This window comes from Methylobacillus methanolivorans (assembly GCF_054588515.1).
Genome location: NZ_BAAILT010000002.1, coordinates 512,791 through 531,695, shown reverse-complemented (window position 1 = coordinate 531,695; position 18,905 = coordinate 512,791). Strand labels below are relative to the sequence as shown.

19 protein-coding genes and 1 pseudogene are annotated in these 18,905 nt (G+C 49.1%); 8 read left to right on the top strand and 12 right to left on the bottom strand.

Annotated elements, in window-relative coordinates:
- Positions 1 to 87 precede the first annotated feature (87 nt).
- Genes cyoA through cyoE form a run of 5 tightly spaced genes read left to right on the top strand, consistent with a single transcriptional unit; the run spans position 88 to position 4,847 of the window.
- Positions 88 to 975 carry a ubiquinol oxidase subunit II gene (gene cyoA / locus LG202_RS03745; protein WP_230347073.1) on the top strand — a complete coding sequence of 296 codons (888 nt, stop codon included), beginning with the start codon at positions 88 to 90 and terminating at the stop codon, positions 973 to 975.
- Between the two features lie 2 nt (positions 976 to 977).
- A complete protein-coding gene (gene cyoB, locus LG202_RS03740; RefSeq protein WP_230347072.1) occupies positions 978 to 2,957 on the top strand; it encodes a cytochrome o ubiquinol oxidase subunit I in 1,980 nt (659 codons plus the stop codon).
- 2 nt (positions 2,958 to 2,959) lie between these two features.
- Positions 2,960 to 3,577 (top strand): cytochrome o ubiquinol oxidase subunit III, encoded by a 618-nt coding sequence (locus LG202_RS03735; protein ID WP_230347071.1) that lies wholly within the window; start codon positions 2,960 to 2,962, stop codon positions 3,575 to 3,577.
- On the top strand, positions 3,578 to 3,916 hold the full coding sequence (locus tag LG202_RS03730) for a cytochrome o ubiquinol oxidase subunit IV (RefSeq protein ID WP_230347070.1): 339 nt from the start codon (positions 3,578 to 3,580) through the stop codon (positions 3,914 to 3,916).
- A gap of 10 nt (positions 3,917 to 3,926) precedes the next feature.
- On the top strand, positions 3,927 to 4,847 hold the full coding sequence (gene cyoE, locus LG202_RS03725) for a heme o synthase (protein ID WP_230347069.1): 921 nt from the start codon (positions 3,927 to 3,929) through the stop codon (positions 4,845 to 4,847).
- Between the two features lie 73 nt (positions 4,848 to 4,920).
- On the opposite strand, the gene LG202_RS03720 is transcribed toward cyoE, so the two are convergent.
- Together LG202_RS03720 and LG202_RS03715 are read right to left on the bottom strand one after the other, a co-directional pair.
- Complete coding sequence (locus LG202_RS03720) at positions 4,921 to 5,412, bottom strand: regulatory protein RecX (RefSeq protein WP_230347068.1); 492 nt, start codon at positions 5,410 to 5,412, stop codon at positions 4,921 to 4,923.
- A gap of 42 nt (positions 5,413 to 5,454) precedes the next feature.
- Positions 5,455 to 5,748 (bottom strand): hypothetical protein, encoded by a 294-nt coding sequence (locus LG202_RS03715; protein WP_230347067.1) that lies wholly within the window; start codon positions 5,746 to 5,748, stop codon positions 5,455 to 5,457.
- 139 nt (positions 5,749 to 5,887) lie between these two features.
- Here LG202_RS03715 and LG202_RS03710 point away from each other — a divergent pair, with 139 nt between their 5' ends.
- Entirely contained in the window at positions 5,888 to 7,066 is a 1,179-nt protein-coding gene (locus tag LG202_RS03710; RefSeq protein ID WP_230347066.1) for a CynX/NimT family MFS transporter, read from the top strand.
- A 78-nt stretch (positions 7,067 to 7,144) separates the two neighbouring features.
- Here the strand turns inward: LG202_RS03710 and ykgO are convergent, their stop codons facing one another.
- The 3 genes from ykgO to LG202_RS03695 form a co-directional block, all read right to left on the bottom strand.
- A complete protein-coding gene (gene ykgO, locus LG202_RS03705) occupies positions 7,145 to 7,270 on the bottom strand; it encodes a type B 50S ribosomal protein L36 (RefSeq protein ID WP_230347065.1) in 126 nt (41 codons plus the stop codon).
- A gap of 74 nt (positions 7,271 to 7,344) precedes the next feature.
- Complete coding sequence (locus tag LG202_RS03700) at positions 7,345 to 7,623, bottom strand: cupin domain-containing protein (RefSeq protein ID WP_230347064.1); 279 nt, start codon at positions 7,621 to 7,623, stop codon at positions 7,345 to 7,347.
- Positions 7,624 to 7,647: 24 nt separating this feature from the next.
- The gene (locus LG202_RS03695) at positions 7,648 to 8,640 is read right to left on the bottom strand and encodes a serine/threonine protein kinase (protein WP_230347063.1); all 993 of its coding nucleotides are present in this window, start codon (positions 8,638 to 8,640) and stop codon (positions 7,648 to 7,650) included.
- Between the two features lie 269 nt (positions 8,641 to 8,909).
- On the opposite strand from LG202_RS03695, the gene gdhA reads away from it, so the two are divergent.
- Positions 8,910 to 10,253, top strand: coding sequence for an NADP-specific glutamate dehydrogenase (gene gdhA, locus LG202_RS03690; RefSeq protein ID WP_230347062.1), 1,344 nt, complete (start codon positions 8,910 to 8,912; stop codon positions 10,251 to 10,253).
- 73 nt (positions 10,254 to 10,326) lie between these two features.
- Here gdhA and LG202_RS03685 read toward each other — a convergent pair whose 3' ends face one another.
- From LG202_RS03685 to LG202_RS03665, 5 genes and pseudogenes are all read right to left on the bottom strand, one after another.
- Positions 10,327 to 12,027 (bottom strand): ShlB/FhaC/HecB family hemolysin secretion/activation protein, encoded by a 1,701-nt coding sequence (locus LG202_RS03685; protein ID WP_230347061.1) that lies wholly within the window; start codon positions 12,025 to 12,027, stop codon positions 10,327 to 10,329.
- An 88-nt stretch (positions 12,028 to 12,115) separates the two neighbouring features.
- Positions 12,116 to 14,038 (bottom strand): beta strand repeat-containing protein, encoded by a 1,923-nt coding sequence (locus LG202_RS03680; RefSeq protein WP_230347060.1) that lies wholly within the window; start codon positions 14,036 to 14,038, stop codon positions 12,116 to 12,118.
- Positions 14,039 to 14,353: 315 nt separating this feature from the next.
- Positions 14,354 to 15,973, bottom strand: coding sequence for a PAS domain-containing sensor histidine kinase (locus LG202_RS03675; protein WP_230347059.1), 1,620 nt, complete (start codon positions 15,971 to 15,973; stop codon positions 14,354 to 14,356).
- Positions 15,974 to 16,012: 39 nt separating this feature from the next.
- A pseudogene (locus tag LG202_RS03670) lies at positions 16,013 to 16,252 on the bottom strand (hypothetical protein); the annotation flags it as partial.
- Positions 16,239 to 16,877, bottom strand: coding sequence for a response regulator (locus LG202_RS03665; RefSeq protein ID WP_230347058.1), 639 nt, complete (start codon positions 16,875 to 16,877; stop codon positions 16,239 to 16,241). The pseudogene LG202_RS03670 and the gene LG202_RS03665, both read right to left, overlap by 14 nt.
- 179 nt (positions 16,878 to 17,056) lie before the next feature.
- Here LG202_RS03665 and LG202_RS03660 point away from each other — a divergent pair, with 179 nt between their 5' ends.
- Complete coding sequence (locus tag LG202_RS03660) at positions 17,057 to 17,443, top strand: response regulator (protein ID WP_230347057.1); 387 nt, start codon at positions 17,057 to 17,059, stop codon at positions 17,441 to 17,443.
- Between the two features lie 13 nt (positions 17,444 to 17,456).
- Here the strand turns inward: LG202_RS03660 and LG202_RS03655 are convergent, their stop codons facing one another.
- Both LG202_RS03655 and galU read right to left on the bottom strand, forming a co-directional pair.
- Positions 17,457 to 18,014: a hypoxanthine-guanine phosphoribosyltransferase gene (locus tag LG202_RS03655; protein ID WP_230347056.1), complete on the bottom strand. Its 558-nt coding sequence runs from the start codon at positions 18,012 to 18,014 to the stop codon at positions 17,457 to 17,459.
- Positions 18,015 to 18,019: 5 nt separating this feature from the next.
- Positions 18,020 to 18,895, bottom strand: coding sequence for a UTP--glucose-1-phosphate uridylyltransferase GalU (gene galU / locus LG202_RS03650; RefSeq protein ID WP_230347055.1), 876 nt, complete (start codon positions 18,893 to 18,895; stop codon positions 18,020 to 18,022).
- Positions 18,896 to 18,905: the final 10 nt, after the last annotated feature.

The following is an 18,905-nucleotide window of genomic DNA, read 5'->3' as shown; positions in this document are numbered from 1 at the left end:
TGATAGGTATCCTTGAGACGGCACAGCAATACCGTCCAGGGGTGTGTGGCAGTGGTTTTTATGTCTTTTACATGTTGAGATGCTGAAATGATAAAAAAGCGATATCCCAGACTTTTCAGTCTATTGTCTACGCTAGGTATCACGTTGTTGCTAAGCGGCTGTGACTTTGTGCTACTAGATCCCAAGGGCCAGATAGGAGTTGAAGAACGATCTCTTATCATTACCGCGATATTACTGATGTTGATTGTCGTGGTTCCGGTCATCATCATGACGATCGTATTTGCCTGGCGCTATCGCGCTTCCAACACCAAAGCCACCTACACCCCAGATTGGGCACACTCCAATAAAATCGAAGCTGTTGTCTGGACGGTTCCGGTCATCATCATCCTGGTACTGGGTACCATCACCTGGAAAACCACGCACTCCCTTGATCCGCGCCAACCAATAGAATCCGAGCAACCACACCTGACAGTGCAAGTTGTCTCGCTGGATTGGAAATGGCTGTTCATTTACCCAGAACAAGGCATTGCCACCGTCAATGAACTGGCTTTCCCTGCCAATGTGCCAGTAAGGTTTGAAGTTACCTCCGGTTCAGTAATGAATTCTTTCTTCATTCCGCAGCTTGGTAGCCAAATCTACGCCATGGCAGGCATGAAAAACACACTGCACTTGATCGCCAATGAAGAAGGCGTTTATCGCGGGTTATCTGCCAACTACAGCGGTCACGGTTTCTCCGGCATGAAATTCAATGCCAATGTGACTTCGCAAGAAAAATTTGATGAATGGGTACAGCAAGTCAAGCAAGCCTCGACTACGCTAGATGCTGACAAGTACACCGCTCTCGAAAAAGCTTCTTTCAACAATCCGATTGAGCGTTTCTCCAGTGTAACGCCCGACCTGTATGACGGCATTGTTGCGAAGTACACCCATTCTACTGGTTCGCATGCGCTCTCAAACTCGGAGGGTAAGGAGTAAAAATGTTTGGCAAATTAACCCTGGATGCGGTTCCCTACCATGAACCGATTGTGATGATCACGCTGGCAGTCGTCGGCGTGCTGGGTTTGGGCATCGTTGCTGCCCTGACCCACTTCAAAAAATGGAAATGGCTCTGGTCTGAATGGTTTACGTCAGTTGACCATAAGAAGATCGGTATCATGTATATCGCTGTTGCCTTCATCATGCTGTTGCGCGGTTTTGCCGATGCGATCATGATGCGCGGTCAACTTGCTGTTGCTTCTTCCGGTGCTGAAGGCTTCCTGCCACCACACCACTATGACCAAATTTTCACCGCCCACGGCGTCATCATGATTTTCTTCATGGCTATGCCATTCATGGTGGGCCTGATGAATATCGTGGTGCCACTGCAAATTGGTGCACGTGACGTTGCTTACCCCTTCCTCAACTCCCTGAGCTTCTGGCTGTTTGTGGTAGGCGTTGCGCTGATCAACATCTCCCTTGGCGTCGGCGAGTTTGCCCAAACTGGCTGGTTGGCCTACCCTCCGCTTTCAGGCATTGAATACAGCCCAGGCGTTGGTGTTGACTACTGGATCTGGAGTTTGCAGATTTCAGGCTTAGGAACATTGCTCACGGGTGTTAACTTCTTCGTCACCATCATGAAGATGCGTGCCCCTGGCATGTCGCTGATGAAGATGCCTGTATTCACCTGGACGGCTCTGTGCACCAACATCCTGATCCTGGCTGCTTTCCCTGTGCTGACAGCCACCATCGCGCTGTTGACGCTGGATCGTTACCTCGGCACCCACTTCTTCACCAATGAGCTTGGTGGTAACCAGATGATGTACGTTAACCTCATCTGGATCTGGGGTCACCCTGAGGTTTACATCCTGATCCTGCCTGCTTTCGGTATTTTCTCCGAAGTCGTCGCCACATTCACCAAGAAGAAGCTGTTTGGCTACACTTCCCTGGTATGGGCTACCGCAGTGATTACCATCCTGTCGTTCGTCGTATGGCTGCATCACTTCTTCACTATGGGTGCTGGTGCAAACGTCAACGCCTTCTTCGGCATTGCCACGATGATCATTTCGATCCCGACCGGTGTGAAAATTTTCAACTGGCTGTTCACGATGTACCGTGGCCGGATTGAGTTTTCCACGCCTATTATCTGGACCGTTGGTTTCCTGATCACCTTCACCATCGGTGGTATGACGGGCGTATTGCTGGCCGTGCCTGGCGCAGACTTTGTGCTGCATAACAGCTTGTTCCTGATTGCCCACTTCCATAACGTGATTATTGGTGGCGTGGTGTTCGGTTACTTGGCTGGTTTTGTGTACTGGTTCCCCAAGGCATTTGGCTTCAAGCTGAATGAAAAGCTTGGCCGCATTGCTGCCTACCTGTGGATTTCCGGCTTCTTCGTTGCGTTCGTGCCGCTGTACATGCTTGGTTTCATGGGTATGACACGCCGTCTGAACAACTACGACAACCCAGCCTGGACCCCATTACTATATGTTGCATTGGGTGGTGCCTTCATCGTCGGTGCTGCGATCCTGGTGCAGTTAGTCCAGTTGTATGTCAGCGTACGTGACCGCAAGCAGAACCTCGACCTGACTGGTGACCCATGGGGTGGCCGCACGCTGGAGTGGTCGACTTCTTCCCCACCTCCTTTCTACAACTTCGCTCATGTACCAGAAGTGAAGGACCTTGATGAATGGTGGGAAATGAAACAGGATGGCCGCGCTACCAAGGCACCTGCCAAGTACGAGAAAATCCATATGCCCAAGAATGCATCTGAAGGCGTGATTATCAGTGCATTCAGCCTGGTATTCGGTTTTGCCTTCATCTGGCACATCTGGTGGTTGGTCATCGTCAGTACAGCAGCCATGTTGATTACCGTCATTGCACGTAGCTACAACAAAGATGTCGATTACTACGTGCCGGTTGAGGAAATCAAGGCCATTGAAAACAAGCATATTCAAGTTAAACAAGCGAGTCAGGCGTAATCATGTCTAGTCAAACTTTGCATACACAACACGCTCATGCCGATGGGCATGAGCACCACCACGACGCTGGAGCCACGAAGATATTCGGGTTCTGGATTTACCTGATGACGGACTTGATCTTGTTCGCGACCCTGTTCGCGACCTATGCAGTCCTGAGCCACAGCTTTGCCGGCGGCCCCACTGGTAAGGATATTTTCGAGCTTGATTATGTGCTCGGCGAAACCTTCCTGTTGCTGTTCAGCAGCATCACCTATGGCTTTGCCATGATTGCCCAACACAAGGGCAACAAGCAGGCCGTGCTGAACTGGCTCGCCGTCACCTTCCTCTTCGGCCTGGGCTTCATCGTGATGGAAGTCAATGAATTCCATCACTTGATCCATGAAGGTTTTGGTCCTGACCGCAGCGCATTCCTGTCTGCCTTCTTCACTCTGGTCGGTACTCACGGCCTGCACGTGACTTGCGGCCTGATCTGGATGGCTGTGATGATGGCACAAGTCTGGAGCAAAGGCCTGACCGACACCAACAATACACGCCTGATGTGCCTAAGCCTGTTCTGGCACTTCCTGGATATTGTCTGGATCTGCGTATTTACTGTTGTTTATCTGATGGGGGTGCTGTAAATGTCACACGGACACGCTGAGCGCGCAGGCGCAAGCCATGGTAGCGTTAAGTCTTACCTGATCGGCTTTGTTCTTTCCGTGATTCTGACGGTCATTCCGTTCGGGTTACTGATGTTCCCCAACGAACTGTCTTCATCCACCATCCTGGCAACTATCCTGATATTTGCCGTGGTACAGATCGTGGTGCATCTTGTCTACTTCCTGCACATGAACACCTCATCCGAGCAAAGCTGGAACGTCACGGCCTTCATCTTCACCGTCATCATCCTCGCGATCGTGGTAGTGGGTTCTTTGTGGGTCATGTTCCATCTGAACCACAATATGATGAGGCATTTCTAAAGCCAGACTGATGAAGCAATATCTACTCATCACCAAGCCAGGCATTATCTTCGGCAACCTGATCTCGGTTGCCGGAGGTTTTTTTCTGGCATCACGCGGCGACATTGATGTTGCCTTGTTTCTGGCTACAGCTATCGGTATCTCGCTGGTCATTGCCTCTGGCTGCGTCCTTAACAACTATATTGATCGTGACATCGACAGCAAGATGGAGCGCACACGCAACCGCGTGCTGGTCCGCGGCTTGATTCCAGCCAAGAATGCCGTAATCTACGGCAGCCTTTTGGGTATCATCGGCATCGCCCTGCTCTACGCGACTACCAATATGTTGACCGTCTGGTTGTCCCTGTTCGGCTTTGCGATTTATGTCGGGGCCTACAGCCTCTACCTGAAGCGTAATTCAGTCTATGGCACATTGATTGGCAGCCTCTCAGGTGCCGCACCTCCGGTGATTGGCTACTGTGCTGTCAGCAATGAGTTCGATATGGGTGCTGTTATCCTGTTAGTGATTTTCAGCCTCTGGCAAATGCCGCACTCCTATGCCATTGCCATCTTCAGGTTGAAAGACTATACGGCGGCATCCATTCCAGTGCTGCCAGTGAAGAAAGGCATTCTCGCTACCAAGAAGCATATCGTGCTATGGATCGTGGCCTTCGTGATCGCCGCTGTCATGCTGACGCTCAGCGGTTATACGGGGAACCATTACCTCGTGGTTGCTGGCGTGATCAGTATTTATTGGCTGGGCATGGCGTTGGCAGGCTACAAAACCAACGATGACCAAGTATGGGCAAAAAAACTGTTCATGTTTTCTATCGTCACCATTACTGCCTTGAGCGTCATGATGTCGATCGACTTTCAGGAACCACGTAAGGATGGCGTCTGGGTGGCCGCGCGAATGCCTACAGTCGTTGAGCATCAGGTCAAGGTAGATTAAGCATCATCCGACTTGCACTTGATTAAATAAAAAGCCGTTGCATGCAACGGCTTTTTATTTATCTATATTACTGTTAAGCAAACTGCTGCATGGATGAGCCGATAACCGCACGGGCAGTTTCGGCCTCCTCCTCCGTCTTGGCATTGGCAACCAAGACTGCATGGCCCTGCTCCACTGCATTCGCGAGCAGTTCTGAATAGCGGCGATCTTGGTTAGAAATACCTTTACCGGCACCAATGAAGCCACCGATCGCTGCTCCCCATCCCACCATGAATAAGGGAGCTACAAGCGGGCTGGCTACAAACAAGCTCACATTAGCTGCGACAATGGCCATTTGCCCCAAAGCGCCGACCCCTGCGCCAACGACAGTGCCAATCGCACCATCAACAACAACATTTTTCAATGCCTCTTTGTCATCTTCATCCTGTTCAATATGGTCAGTACGTCCGATGGCCACTTGAACTTGGTCCCGGCTAAAGCCTTTATCAATTAACTCTTGAGCTGCCTTCTGAGCATCATCAAGCGTAGGATAAATGCCCGTCACGCTATCCAGATATTCTGACATGCTGGTTCCTTTCGATTCGCTAAATTGCCAATGCCTCCACATCTATTGAGGGCTAACTGCACCACGATTGACCTGCTCTGCATCTGGGTCAATAGCAGGAGGAATCCGATCTGGTGGATGTATATCGCCAGTTGGCTTTCTTTGTCCTGTACCAGGATGTGCCGGGCGCTGAAGTTTGTCTTTATTTCGCGTGTTATCAGGAGGAGATGGAGGCTGCACTTCAGAACCTCGTTTATCAGGAGAAATTGGGGGATCAAGCTCCAACTCAACCGCAATCGCATGCATGGCGGTTATAGCAAACACACTACCCAAGATCATTGTGAAAAATTGACGCATATAGCCTCCATCATTAACGCTGAACTGCGAGCTATCCACATGCAGATAGCATAATGATGAATAAACCCTTACCCTATCAGCCTACTCTGAATCGCTCGTCAGACAGGGCTGACGTTGATATACGATAAAGCCAAGACCAATGACCCCTCATCCCCGCCCACACACTGCATTAGTAGTGCTCGCTATTATCTTAATCGGCATTAACCTGAGACCGGCATTCTCCAGTGTCTCTCCACTGCTAGCCGATATCCGTCTCAGCTTGGGCTTGAGCAGCAGTACCGCAGGGTTACTCACCACCCTGCCCGTCGCCTTGCTCGGATTATTTGCCCCTATTGCCTCATGGTTGGCAAAACGCTACGGTGTAGAAAAACTACTTGCCCCCTTACTTTTACTCTTGGCGGCAGGGCTTGCTATACGAGGTATATGGAACACCACTAGCCTTTTTGTCGGCACAAGCATGGCAGGCATCAGCATAGGATTGCTGGGTATTTTGCTGCCTAGCGTCATCAAGCGAGAATTTCCCCAACACCCTGACCTCATGACTGGGGTGTACACCATGGCTTTGTGCCTGGGAACAGCACTCGCAGCAGGACTTGCCGTGCCATTACTACACACGGTGGGTAGTTTGCCACTGGCCTTGGCACTCTGGTCTTTACCAGCATTAGTCACAGCATGGCTATGGTGGCCCCTTCGCCGTTTGGGAGACCCCCCTGTCAGTGGTGCACAACAGACTAACAGCATTTCTTTGTTGCGTGATGCTACAGCCTGGCAAGTCACCCTGTTCATGGCAGCTCAAAGTGCGCTGGCTTACTGCGTCTTTGGCTGGCTACCAACCATCCTGCAAGATCGAGGCATTACAGCTGCCGACTCTGGCCTGCTACTTTCGGCTTCTGTCATGATGCAGGTTATTTCTGCACTATTGGTACCATGGCTATGTTCCTTGATGCGGAACCAGAAAATCATGAATCAACTGATGTTCATCGTGATTTATATTGGCCTGATGGGCGCCATCTATGCACCTATTGAACAAGCATGGTCATGGATGGTGTTGCTGGGGCTGGGTCAAGGCGGTGGCTTTGCCATGGCGCTTACGATGATCGTCTTACGTACTCGCACGCCGGCACAAGCTGCGCAGCTTTCTGCCATGTCACAAGGTTTAGGTTATATCTTGGCCTCGTTGGGACCACTACTCATGGGCTTCATGCATGAAGCTAGCGGTCATTGGCATGATGCAGGCTGGTTGATCACGGCAATTGTCTTGGTGGGCCTGTACCACGGCAGCCGAGCAGGTGCTCAGCGTTTTGTGCTGGAAAACTAGATCAAAAACAACACAGAAACAACAAAGGGAAGCTAGTTAGCTTCCCTTTGTAATATGCAATATGCGCTGAAAAAAATACTATCGCTGACGAGCGTTAAAGCGCGGATTACTCTTGCAGATGACAAACACTTTGCCATGACGTCTGATGACTTTGCAGTCCCGATGACGTGTCTTGGCAGATTTCAGTGATGACAGGATTTTCATAATGCCCCCTCGATATGGATAGGCCAATTATCCCTGCTTCACTCCAAAATTGCAACAATGTTGCAATTAAACCATTATCCCAATTGATAATGCTTACGTAATGCCTGCTTGACATTCCATTTGCAAGATAAGCCTGCAGGGAAAATCACCAAATCGCCCTTACCGAAGCTCACTGGATCACCCCCGCCATCAGGAGTAACGGTTACCTCGCCCTGCAAAATATAGGCGATTTCCTGCTCACCAAAATGCCAAGGGAATACGGACACCTCCTTGGACCACGTGGGCCAACCGGAAACACCCAAGGCATTTAATTGCTCTTCAGTGGGATGGTGTTCAACTTTAATCGTGCTCATATCAATCTCCTGAAAATAAAGAAATTAGCGATTGCCACCAGCGATCGACAGCGGTGGTTCTTGCATCAAGGCAACCTGCTCGCGTAGCTCCAGGATACGATCTTGCCAATACTGCTGGGTATTAAACCAAGTGAATGTCATCGGGAAAGCAGGATCATGCCAGCGCTTGGCCAACCAGGCGGAATAATGGATAAGGCGCAAGGTACGCAATGCTTCAACCAAGTGCAGTTCTGCTGGATTAAAATCATAAAAAGACTCATAGCCCTCCAGCACTTCGGCAAATTGTTGACTCATTTCCGCAGGTGAGCCAGACAACAACATCCATAAATCCTGAATCGCAGGACCCATCCTGCTATCGTCGAAATCGACAAAATGTGGGCCATCGTCTGTCCATAGCATATTACTCAAATGACAGTCCCCATGCAGGCGAAGCACCGCCAAATCACCCGCACGCTCATAACAGGCCCTGACACCGTCCAAGGCCTGCGTAACAACACTGCGATAGGCGGGCAGCAAGTCAGCAGGAATAAACTGATGGTTGATCAACCACTGGGCTGGTTCTTCACCAAAGCTATCAATCGTTATCGCAGGACGATGCTGGAAAGAGGCTTGTGCCCCAATCGCGTGAATACGTCCTAGAAAACGGCCTATCCACTCAAGCCTACCCTCTTGATCGAGTTCAGGGATACGCCCACCACGCCGGGGAAATACCGCGAAATGAAAGTCCTGATATTGTTGCAACGTCTTGCCTCCCAGCATGAGCGGTGCCACCACGGGGATTTCTGCCTCTGCCAATTCCAGCGAAAAAGCATGCTCCTCCAATATCTGTGCTTCACTCCAGCGGTCAGGACGATAAAACTTGACTACTACCGGAGGCTGCTCTTCCACACCCACTTGGTAAACGCGGTTTTCATAGCTATTCAATGCCAATAAGCGCCCATCACCCAATATATCAACGCTACCCATTGCATCGAGGATCAGGTCTGGCGTTAAGGTGGAAAATGGCGCTGTGGTCATCAGAAGGTACTTTGCAAAATGAAGAGATAAAACGAGGCGAAGCTATCGTATTAGCATTCAGTCTAATCGTGGGACATAGCTTATCACGGCGCCTATTCAAGCAAAAATCCGTTTTCGACCACATGATCAAGGTAGCTTTTCTTTCCCACGTCAAAGATGCACTCATTTAGGGCACCACAACCATCTGAAAATGAATTATTTTGGTGCATTTTTATAATCAATAAGAGAAAATGCACTATTTTTGATCATGACCATGGAGAACAGAGGGAATGAAGTATCAATCGGCACATGATTTCTTAGCCGTCGTCGCAAAGAAAAACCCCGGCCAACCCGAATACCTACAAGCAGTCACTGAAGTGGTGGAAAGCTTGTGGCCATTTATCAGCCAAAATCCACGTTATGCTGAGCATGGCGTTCTCGACCGCTTGGTCGAACCAGAACGCGCTATTTTGTTCCGCGTTTCCTGGGTGGATGATAAAGGTGAAGTCCAGGTAAACCGTGGATACCGCATCCAGCATAATGGTGCGATTGGCCCATACAAAGGCGGTTTGCGCTTCCATCCCTCAGTTAACCTCTCCATTCTCAAGTTCCTGGCTTTCGAGCAAACCTTCAAGAATGCACTAACCACATTGCCTATGGGCGGTGGTAAAGGCGGCTCGGACTTTGATCCCAAAGGCAAGAGCAATGGCGAAATCATGCGATTCTGCCAAGCCTTCGTGAGCGAGTTGTTCCGTCATGTCGGTTCCGATACAGATGTACCGGCTGGTGATATTGGCGTAGGTGCGCGTGAAATCGGCTTCATGGCAGGCATGATCAAGAAACTCACCAATCGTGCAGACTGTGTCTTTACGGGTAAAGGCCTGAGCTATGGCGGCTCATTGATTCGCCCAGAAGCCACAGGTTACGGCACTGTTTACTTTGCTGAAGAGATGCTGCGTCATAGTGGTCGTACCATTGCAGGGCTACGCGTAGCCGTCTCTGGCTCTGGCAATGTCGCGCAATATGCCATCGAAAAAGCCTTGGCATTGGGTGCAAAAGTCATTACTGCTTCTGACTCCAGCGGCACAGTGATTGACGAAGCCGGCTTCACCACGGAAAAACTGCAAGTCCTCATGCAGATCAAGAATGTGGAATATGGTCGCATCAAAGATTATGCAGAACGTGTTGGTGCACGTTTTGTAGAAGGCGCTTCCCCATGGAGCGTAAAAGCGGAAGTTGCCCTGCCCTGTGCTACCCAGAATGAACTGAACAAGGATGATGCAGCCACCCTGATCGCCAATGGCGTTCTCTGTGTCGCGGAAGGCGCAAATATGCCATGTACCGCCGAAGCGATGAAACTGTTTGATGAAAACCGTACTCTTTACGCTCCAGGCAAGGCAACCAATGCCGGCGGTGTGGCTACCTCAGGCCTTGAGATGACGCAAAATGCCATGCGCCTCTCCTGGACACGCGAAGAAGTTGATGCCCGCCTGTTCGACATCATGAAGGGCATTCACGATGCCTGCGTCAAGTTTGGTACACGGGAAGATGGTAGCGTCAACTACGTAGATGGCGCTAACATCGCTGGCTTCGTCAAAGTGGCAGATGCCATGCTGGCGCAGGGTGTGATCTAAGCATCTATTAGTACGAAGATAAAAAAGAGCACCTTCCGGTGCTCTTTTTTTATTCCTGGCCGTTACCACTCGGCTAGAACGGTATGCCAAAATTGAAACCAAACGCCAGGTCCTTCAGCGCGTTACTGCGTCCCCCTGACGTGATCGCCTTGGAAATCGAAAAATCCAGGTTGGTGCGATCAGGTTGATCACTAATCAAGCGTACACCTAGCGAGACGGAACTCATTTTTTCTAACTCTTGAGTTTGGGTATGCTCGTAAATACGCGCCGATTCAAGCAATACATAAGGTTGCAAGCCCACCATCTGGTAAAAGGGCAATGTGTAGTTGTATGGTATGGTGCGATTCAACTCCAGGGTAATTCCCCACCCCGAATCACCCACCAGACGACCAGGACGATAAGCACGCCCGTGCTGGTAACCACCGAACTGTATTTTCTCGGTAATCGGTAAATCATCGGGTGAATATTGAACCGTGCCGGACACTGATGTTCCCCACGCACCATCCAAATAATTGCGCTGCACAAAATTGACTAAATACTTTGAGAAGTTCAAGTCAATGTTGCTGGTAATCGGTTGCGATGGGAAATTGGTAGAGATTTCCTTGGAAGCCCCCATGGCATCCAAACCACGGCTCATGGACAATTGCAATCGACGGCCTCGGCGCGCGGTCGTATCACTGTAGCTTGCCCCTACGGAAACTGTACGTATATCGGAAGTAGTCGTAATTGCAGCACCGCTCTGCTTGCTGCGGATTTCATCTTCAAAGTTGTTGGCTGTCAAAGATGCTGAAAGCAGCAGGCTTTTATCTTGCCGCAACATCAAAGGATAACTCAGCCCTATACTTAAGCGCTGCGAATTCACCTTGCGCCCCAGGCCCGATGCCAGCTCCGCCGTGGGCTTGCCATCATAATCGGAGGCATCTACCCTGACGATCAATCCTTCTTTACCGATAGGTTGTGCATAGCTCAGTGCATAATACTGTTCATTCTCGGCAGAGATCAGGGTAGATGCCGTGATTTCTTCCGCCAAGCTAGTGTTGCCACTCGCCTTGACAGTAAAAATACCTCGCGTGAATGGTTGCACAGTTTCCAAACGTCCCAAAGCTTCAATCGGCTTGCGATCTACCTTGAGCGTCAATTCTGATGCTCCATCCATCTGTTGTGGCAGTGGCAAGGAAGCCTGGATTTTCAGTCCTGGCAACAAACCCAGCATGGTCGTATAACGCTCCATTGTTGGCCGGGTCAGCGGTTTTTCAGTCAATAACGGCTGGATAATCTCGCGTATCTTGCCTTCAGTCGCTCCCGGGTTTCCTTCAATCTTGACTGAGCCGATATGCCCCTCTATCACGACCACCGTGATCACTGGCTCATTAAAATTTTGAGCAGGAATATAACAAAAGGATAAAGGGAGGCCGCGCTGCTGATAAAAAGCTGTGACCTGGTTGGATAATTCAATAATCTTAGCAATCGTGATTTTCTTATTGGCATAAGGCGCAAAAAAAGCACTCACTTCTTCAAACGGTACAGCTTTAACTCCATAAATACCAAAACTGGCTGGCTGTACTTCCGTCTCCAATATTTTTTGTACTTCAGGAGAAATCTGAGTTTGCTTCTCCACTTGTACCTCAGCTTGTGGCCTAGTCTTGGGGGCCTCAGCCTTGGGCAAAGTATCCACTGGATTTTCTACTGCTAATAAGTAAGGCGGGTTAATCAATATGCTGCCAATCAGCACAGCAATCACTGCCCTGCCTGGGCTTTTCTTCGTTTTCTGCATCTTCTCCCCTATGCAGTCAATCCATATGCAATTCCAATAAAAATCCCGACAGTAGAAACTACTGCCGGGATTTTATGGCTTTCGGGTATTAGTTCCCGAACAGAGCACCTAACAGCGCAGGCAAACCATTTACCGTTACGTTCCCGCTATTAGACGCAGATGCGCTTGCAGAAGTCCCCCCCACACTCTGGGTAAGGCCACCCAGAATATTGGTCACTGGAGCAAGCAGACCACCACCACTATTGCCTGACAGCAGCGTAGTGACTGGTGCCAGTAAATTTGTCGCAGGAGCGCCACCTTCGGTAGAACCCAGCGCCAACACATTAGTAACGGGAGCCAATAACCCGCCGCTAGGCAATGTGCCAGCTCCCAGTAAACCAGTGACAGGCGCTAACAAATTGCTATTCGGCAATGCTCCACCTCCCAATAAGCCGGTCACAGGTGCCAACAATCCATTCAAGCCATTGATGTTGCCGCCAGCCAGTACATTGGTGACAGGTGCGAGTGCATTACCCAAGCCCCCCAGGTTACCTGAGGAAAGATTCAATACCGGGGCAAGGACACCGCCATTACCATTCGCGGCCACATTGCTGGTTAGAGGTAAAACTCCTGCCTGGCCAATCAATGGGTCCAATGTAGTCTTATTACCTTCTGAGCTGGTCAGTGGCAGTACACCACCTTCACCAATCAGAGGGTCAAGCAAAGCAGGCTGACCATTGCTGGCCTGACCACTGGTCAGTGCCAATACGCCATTCTTGCCGACCAATGGATCTAGCAATGTCTGATCACCTCCTGCAGTGGTCAAAGGCAGGACACCATTGGTTCCAATCAGTGGGTCAAGCACACCATTAGTACCCGCCAATACCTGGGTGACAGGTGCCAAGGCACCATTGCCGGCAACAGCACCGACTAATCCCTTGGCAAGACCTGCCACACTATCCACCGCATACTTGCTGGTATCAGCGACCTGAACGATCAAGCCCTTGCCTAACCCACTATCAAGACCTGGCAGACCTTGACCACCTCCTAGTAAATCAGTCACTGGACTCAATCCACCTTCAGCACCTGGTATAGCGCCAGCCAACGTCGAACCCAGTTGACCAACCACACCGCCGACGGTTGTAGTCAATGGAGTAACCACACCATCCGCAGTACTACCAACTGTGCCAGTGACACTCGCCAGTGAACCGACGGTGTTGCCTACGGTTTCTAGAGTAGGACTCAGGGTTGAAGCTAACGGTGTTGTCACTCCAGTCACAGTGTTAAGCAAAGGATTAGCCACACCAGCCACGGTATTCACCACAGGTGCAAGTGTGTCTGTCACCGGAGCCAGTGTTTGCGCCACTGGTGCAAGTATGCCAGCCACTGGTTCAAGCATAGGCTGTAACACACCGCCTGCAGTATTGATCACAGGAGCCAGTGGGCCGGCAATTGGCTCCAGCACGGTTCCCACCCCGCTTAATACAGGTGTAATTGCATTTCCGGTTGCAGATGTCACAGGTAATAATGCGGTGTTCAACCCGTCCGCCACAGGCCCAAGTGCTGTTGCCAATGGTGCCACTGCACCGGACAAAGCTTCGGAGGTTGGCCCCAGTGCTGTTGAGACCGGTGCCACCACATCGCCCAAGGCGCCGGTAATAGGCAACAAGCTATCCGTCACTGGCGCGAGTGACGCTGTCAATGGACTAACGGTATTCACCACGGGATTCAGCACGGGCTGCAACGCAGATACAACCGGATTGAGCACTGGTTCTAACGCTCCACCCAATGGATCCGTCACAGGTTGCAAAGCAGTGGTGACAGGCTCTACTACATTGTTGGTGAGATTATTGACCGTATCAATGGTGTCATTCAGTGTATTGCTGGTTGTCGTCACAACCGGTGGATTGCTGGATGTTGTCGGCCTAACATTGCTTTTACCCCCTCCATCACAACCAATCAATGCGATGGAAGAACAAATGACAGCCAGACTGATGGCGTTATTCAGCGGCACTTTTGATTTGGTGGACATTTCGTTCCCCTTCAAGCGTTAATGGAGCCAATTGCTACTTGGTTCCGTTCCGTACATAACCTCAAGTAGCCCTAAAAACATGCGCTATTTATTGGCTGCTTGCTGTCAATCAAGTGGCTCTTAAAACTTATTGACGGGCCACATAATTATCATTTTTATCACTTTTATCAAAAGTGTCAATTATTTTAAGAGATAGGACATCTAGAAATGAAAAAAGCCATTTCCCGAATCACTCGAGAAATGGCTTCGCTACTAAATTTGAGAAGTAAATTACTGCAAGAAATTGAAACTTTGCAAAGTGTGTCTTCTTAGCAACTAGTCTTTCAGTTTCTTTAACCAGAGCGTCACGACACTACCCTCGCCATACACAGACGAAACGTCTACCCAGCCACCATGAATCTCCATGATTTCCTTGACCAAGCAAAGGCCTAGACCTGTTCCAGGAATACTGCCGGAAGTGTCAGCACGGTAAAAGCGTTCAAATAAATGATCCATATGCTCTTTGCTCATCCCGATGCCATGATCCTCAACAGCAATACCCACATAGGTATGTTGATATTGTTGTTGCTCATGAATATGCAAGCGGATTTCCGTACCTGGATCAGAATATTTATGTGCATTGGATAGCACATTGACCAACGCTTGTATCAGCTTGTCGAAATCGGCCGACACCTTCAACGCGTGATTATTAAAATTAAAGCTAATCGCCCTACCTTCGCCGCTGACAAGAAACTCCTTGAGTGCTGTATCAACGATATCTGTCAGACGATAAGGCCTGATATCGAAACTCATGCCTTTTCTAGCCTCAATCTTGGCCAAATCCAACAGATCATTGATTAACTTGGTCAACCGCACGGACTGTCGATGCACGGTTGCCAACATATCCTTTTGCTGATCAGCATTAAACTCCCGTTTGAGGAGTAACTCAGTAAATCCATGGATGCTGGACATGGGGGTACGCAACTCATGGGCTGCCATCGACAGGAACTCTCCTTTCATGCGATGCAGCTCTGACTCTTGGGTAATATCACGGAAATAATGGATAGTGCCAACAAAACGATCATCGGAATCTTGCGCCTCGCGCACAGAATGCTTGATGACTGTTAATTTAGGTTTTGTCATGCGCAATACAACTGCATCGGGCAAACGCTGTGCAGCGCTAGTCTCATCGTCCTGACAAAGCGACTTTAATAGCCTGACAAATTCATCCTGGGGAATGGCATACAGTTGCTCAGGTTGCAAACCGGTCATATTCAGGAAAGCAGGGTTGAACGAACTCAATACGCCTTTTTTATTAAAGGTGACAAAACCATCCGGGCTCAACTCAAAGGTGCTTTGCATGATGCCATGCAGGCGACTAGAAGTTTCTTGTGCTGTTTTTCTTTCTGTAATATCTCGCGCAACAGCAATGTAATTAAAAACTTGCCCATTCGCATCAAACAAAGGCTCAATATCCAGATCAACCCAATAGCTTGTGCCATCTTTTGCCGTCCTCAGCAACTCGGCATGATAGCTTTGCTTGAGCTGAAGCTGCCGCTTAATTTGCTCCGCGGTATCTTCGTCACCATCCATCAAGTCGCCTAGATAACGACCCATCACCTCTTCAGGCAGATACCCTGAACGGCGCACAAAAGCCTCATTCACCCACTCGATATATCCCAGTGCGTTAGCGATGATGACTGAGTTATCCGTCATCGAGACAATATGTGTCAGCGTCCTTGACTCAGATTCACGCATGGATAGCAAAGCATGCGCTTGGAACAATTGCTTCTTCTGCACATTCAACTTGCGTGTATTCAACAGAGAGGAATAAAACAACTGTCGCTGAGCACGCTTAATGGACTTGGGCTGGAGAGGAATATGTTTGATATCAGCGGTATCTGCAACCCAAGGAATCAACAAGAATGCAACGTAGCGTTGATGATGCTTCGTCACCTTCCCCCCGAGCAAAACACCCGTCGCTTTGTGGCGCAAGAGGCAGGTCTGCTCTCGTTCAGATAATAATACCTGTAGACAGAAAAATTCTATCGGCGCCAGTATATCGAATAGATCTGCAATGTTACGTCCATGGCATTGAGCAAAATCCAGCGACTGCAGACCATGGCCTGTTTCCTGAATAATTAAATGCTCATCAACAATGACATGAAAGGGGAAAAAAGCCAGGAAATCTGGCGTGGGACTAGGAAGCTGTAGCGCGGGCCTAAATTGACGCATGCGCTTTAAACTGACTTTGCCCTGTGACATTCGCAATCATCGCCTCAATCAGTGGCTCAAGCTGGCTCAATGCCACAGGTTTACGAAACAATAACACGCCCTCCGGTAGCCCGCCTTTGTCCTGAATATAATCATCATTCAAAGCGGTCAAGGCGATAATGTTTAACTTACTGAATTGATTTGAACTCTTCAGGTGACGGAGCATCTCAAAACCACTCATTCCCGGCATATTCAAATCCGTGATCAATAAATCTGGCACCTCGCGTCCCAAGCTAATCAAACCCTCAAACCCATCTGTAGCCACATTGATACGGACAGGGTATTTCCAGCTAGAGAAAAAATAAGAGAATAAATTCCGTAAGGCGCTATCATCCTCCACTAAGAGAATGTGAAATACCCTCTTCTCCGAGGTCTGCCCAGTTGCTGGGATAATGGCTTGTCGACGCTGGCTGAGAATATGGTCAATCGAAGAACGCGCGATCCGGCGATGACCTCCCGCTGTTTTCCATGCTTTCAGGACACCGGACTCAACCCATAACTGTACTGTTCGCAAGGAAACCTCTAATACTTTAGAGGCATCTCTTGTGGATATGAACTCTTCCTTCCCTGTATCTTGATTAACCATGACGACATTATTGGAATGTAATATATTCACATTATCCTTACTTACAAATAAAAATCAATCAGATAGATTGACCCCGCCACAGAACACGTTGACATATTAAACCAATATGATAAAAATGATAAAAATCATTAATCATAATAGTGCCATGCAAAATAAATCAAGAATCCGGGGAGCAAGAATTGCACAAGATACTCATTATTGAAGATCAAGAGGATGTGCGTAAACTTATTCATCTTAGCCTCGGCGATGAGCAATATACAATCTACGAAGCTAACAATGGAGATAGTGGCTTGGCATTGGCACAACAATTCAAACCAGACCTGATATTAATGGACATCATGATGCCTGGGCTCATGAATGGCTACCAGATATGTGACAAACTCAAAAACGAAGATGACTTCAAAAACACAAAAATTATTTTCCTAACCGCTCGTGCGCAAGAACAAGACATGCTGGATGGATATCGCTCAGGATGTGACGAGTATCTGGTCAAACCATTCAGCCCCATCAAACTGGCAGAAATTGTAGAATCGCTATTGTCTGGGCAGCGTTTGCAATACAGATAGCATTAGGCGCATATCAGTCTGCAATAGCATAAATGGCCGGCAGATTACGCCACCAACCGTAAGCATCCATGCCACAACCAAAGACATATTGATTAGGCACCTGCAAACCAACAAAGTCAGCCTTGATTGGTTTCAGTTTATCCGGACCCAACAACTTCTCAACCAATACAGCCACTACAACACGCTTAGCCCCAAGTGCTAGGCACTGTGCCTTGATTTCGGCCAGCGTCACACCCTCATCCAAGATATCATCCAGCACCAGGATCGTCCGATCTCTTACCTCCTCACCAGGCTTAACTCTCCACACCAGCCGTTCATCACCATGTGTGCGATTGTGATAGCGGCTAGCCTGCACATAGCCAAACTCAAGGGGAAATAGCAATTGCGGTAATAATTGGCCGGTAAATACTACTCCGCCTCCCATTACACACAGTACTAAAGGCTTTTCATCATGCAACATCTCTGTGATGCCTTGTGCAAGCCTAGTGACAGCTTGGTTCACAGTTGCTTCATCGTGAACCAAGCTTGCTTGTTGAAAGATAATAGCTGGGTTGGAATGCAATGCGGTCAACGAGCTTACTTCGTCAAGTCACGTAAATACTCGGCAAACTCTGTGCCAAACTCTTCGTGCTTCAAGGAGTATTCAACATTGGCCTTAACGTAACCTAGCTTGCTGCCACAATCATAACGCTTGCCATCAAAACGATAAGCCAATACTTTTTGCTGTTCCATCAGGGCGGCAATACCATCGGTAAGTTGAATCTCACCGCCTTTGCCTGGTTTGACATTTTCCAGGCATGCAAAAATTTCTGGAGTGAGAATGTAACGCCCCACCACGGCAAGGTTGGATGGCGCTTCCTCTGGTTGAGGCTTTTCAACAATACCATTCAGCTCCAGTACATTTGGGCCATCAACTTCTGCTGCATCAACAATGCCATAGCTCGCAGTCTCGCTAGGATCCACATCCTCAACCCCTAGGATTGAGGCACCCTGCCGTGCAAAAAGCTCGGTCATCTGCTGCATCGCAGGCTTGTCAGCATCAATCAAGTCATCTGCCAGGATCACGGAGAATGGCTCGTTTCCCACCACGGATTTAGCTAGCAACACGGCATGACCCAAGCCTAGGGCTTCGGCCTGACGAATATAGATGCAAGAAACATTCTTGGGCAGAATATTGCGAATGTCTTCTAGCATCTTAGTCTTCTTGCCAGCTTCCAGTGTTGCCTCAAGCTCAAACGACTTGTCAAAATGATCTGGGATAGAGCGCTTGTTACGACCAATGATAAAAATCAACTCAGTTGCGCCCGCCGCCACAGCCTCTTCTGCTGCATATTGGATCAAAGGTTTATCCACAATAGGCAACATTTCTTTCGGGCTTGCCTTAGTTGCTGGCAAGAAGCGGGTACCCAAACCAGCCACAGGGAATACTGCCTTGGTAATCTTTTTGGTCATCTCTTCATAT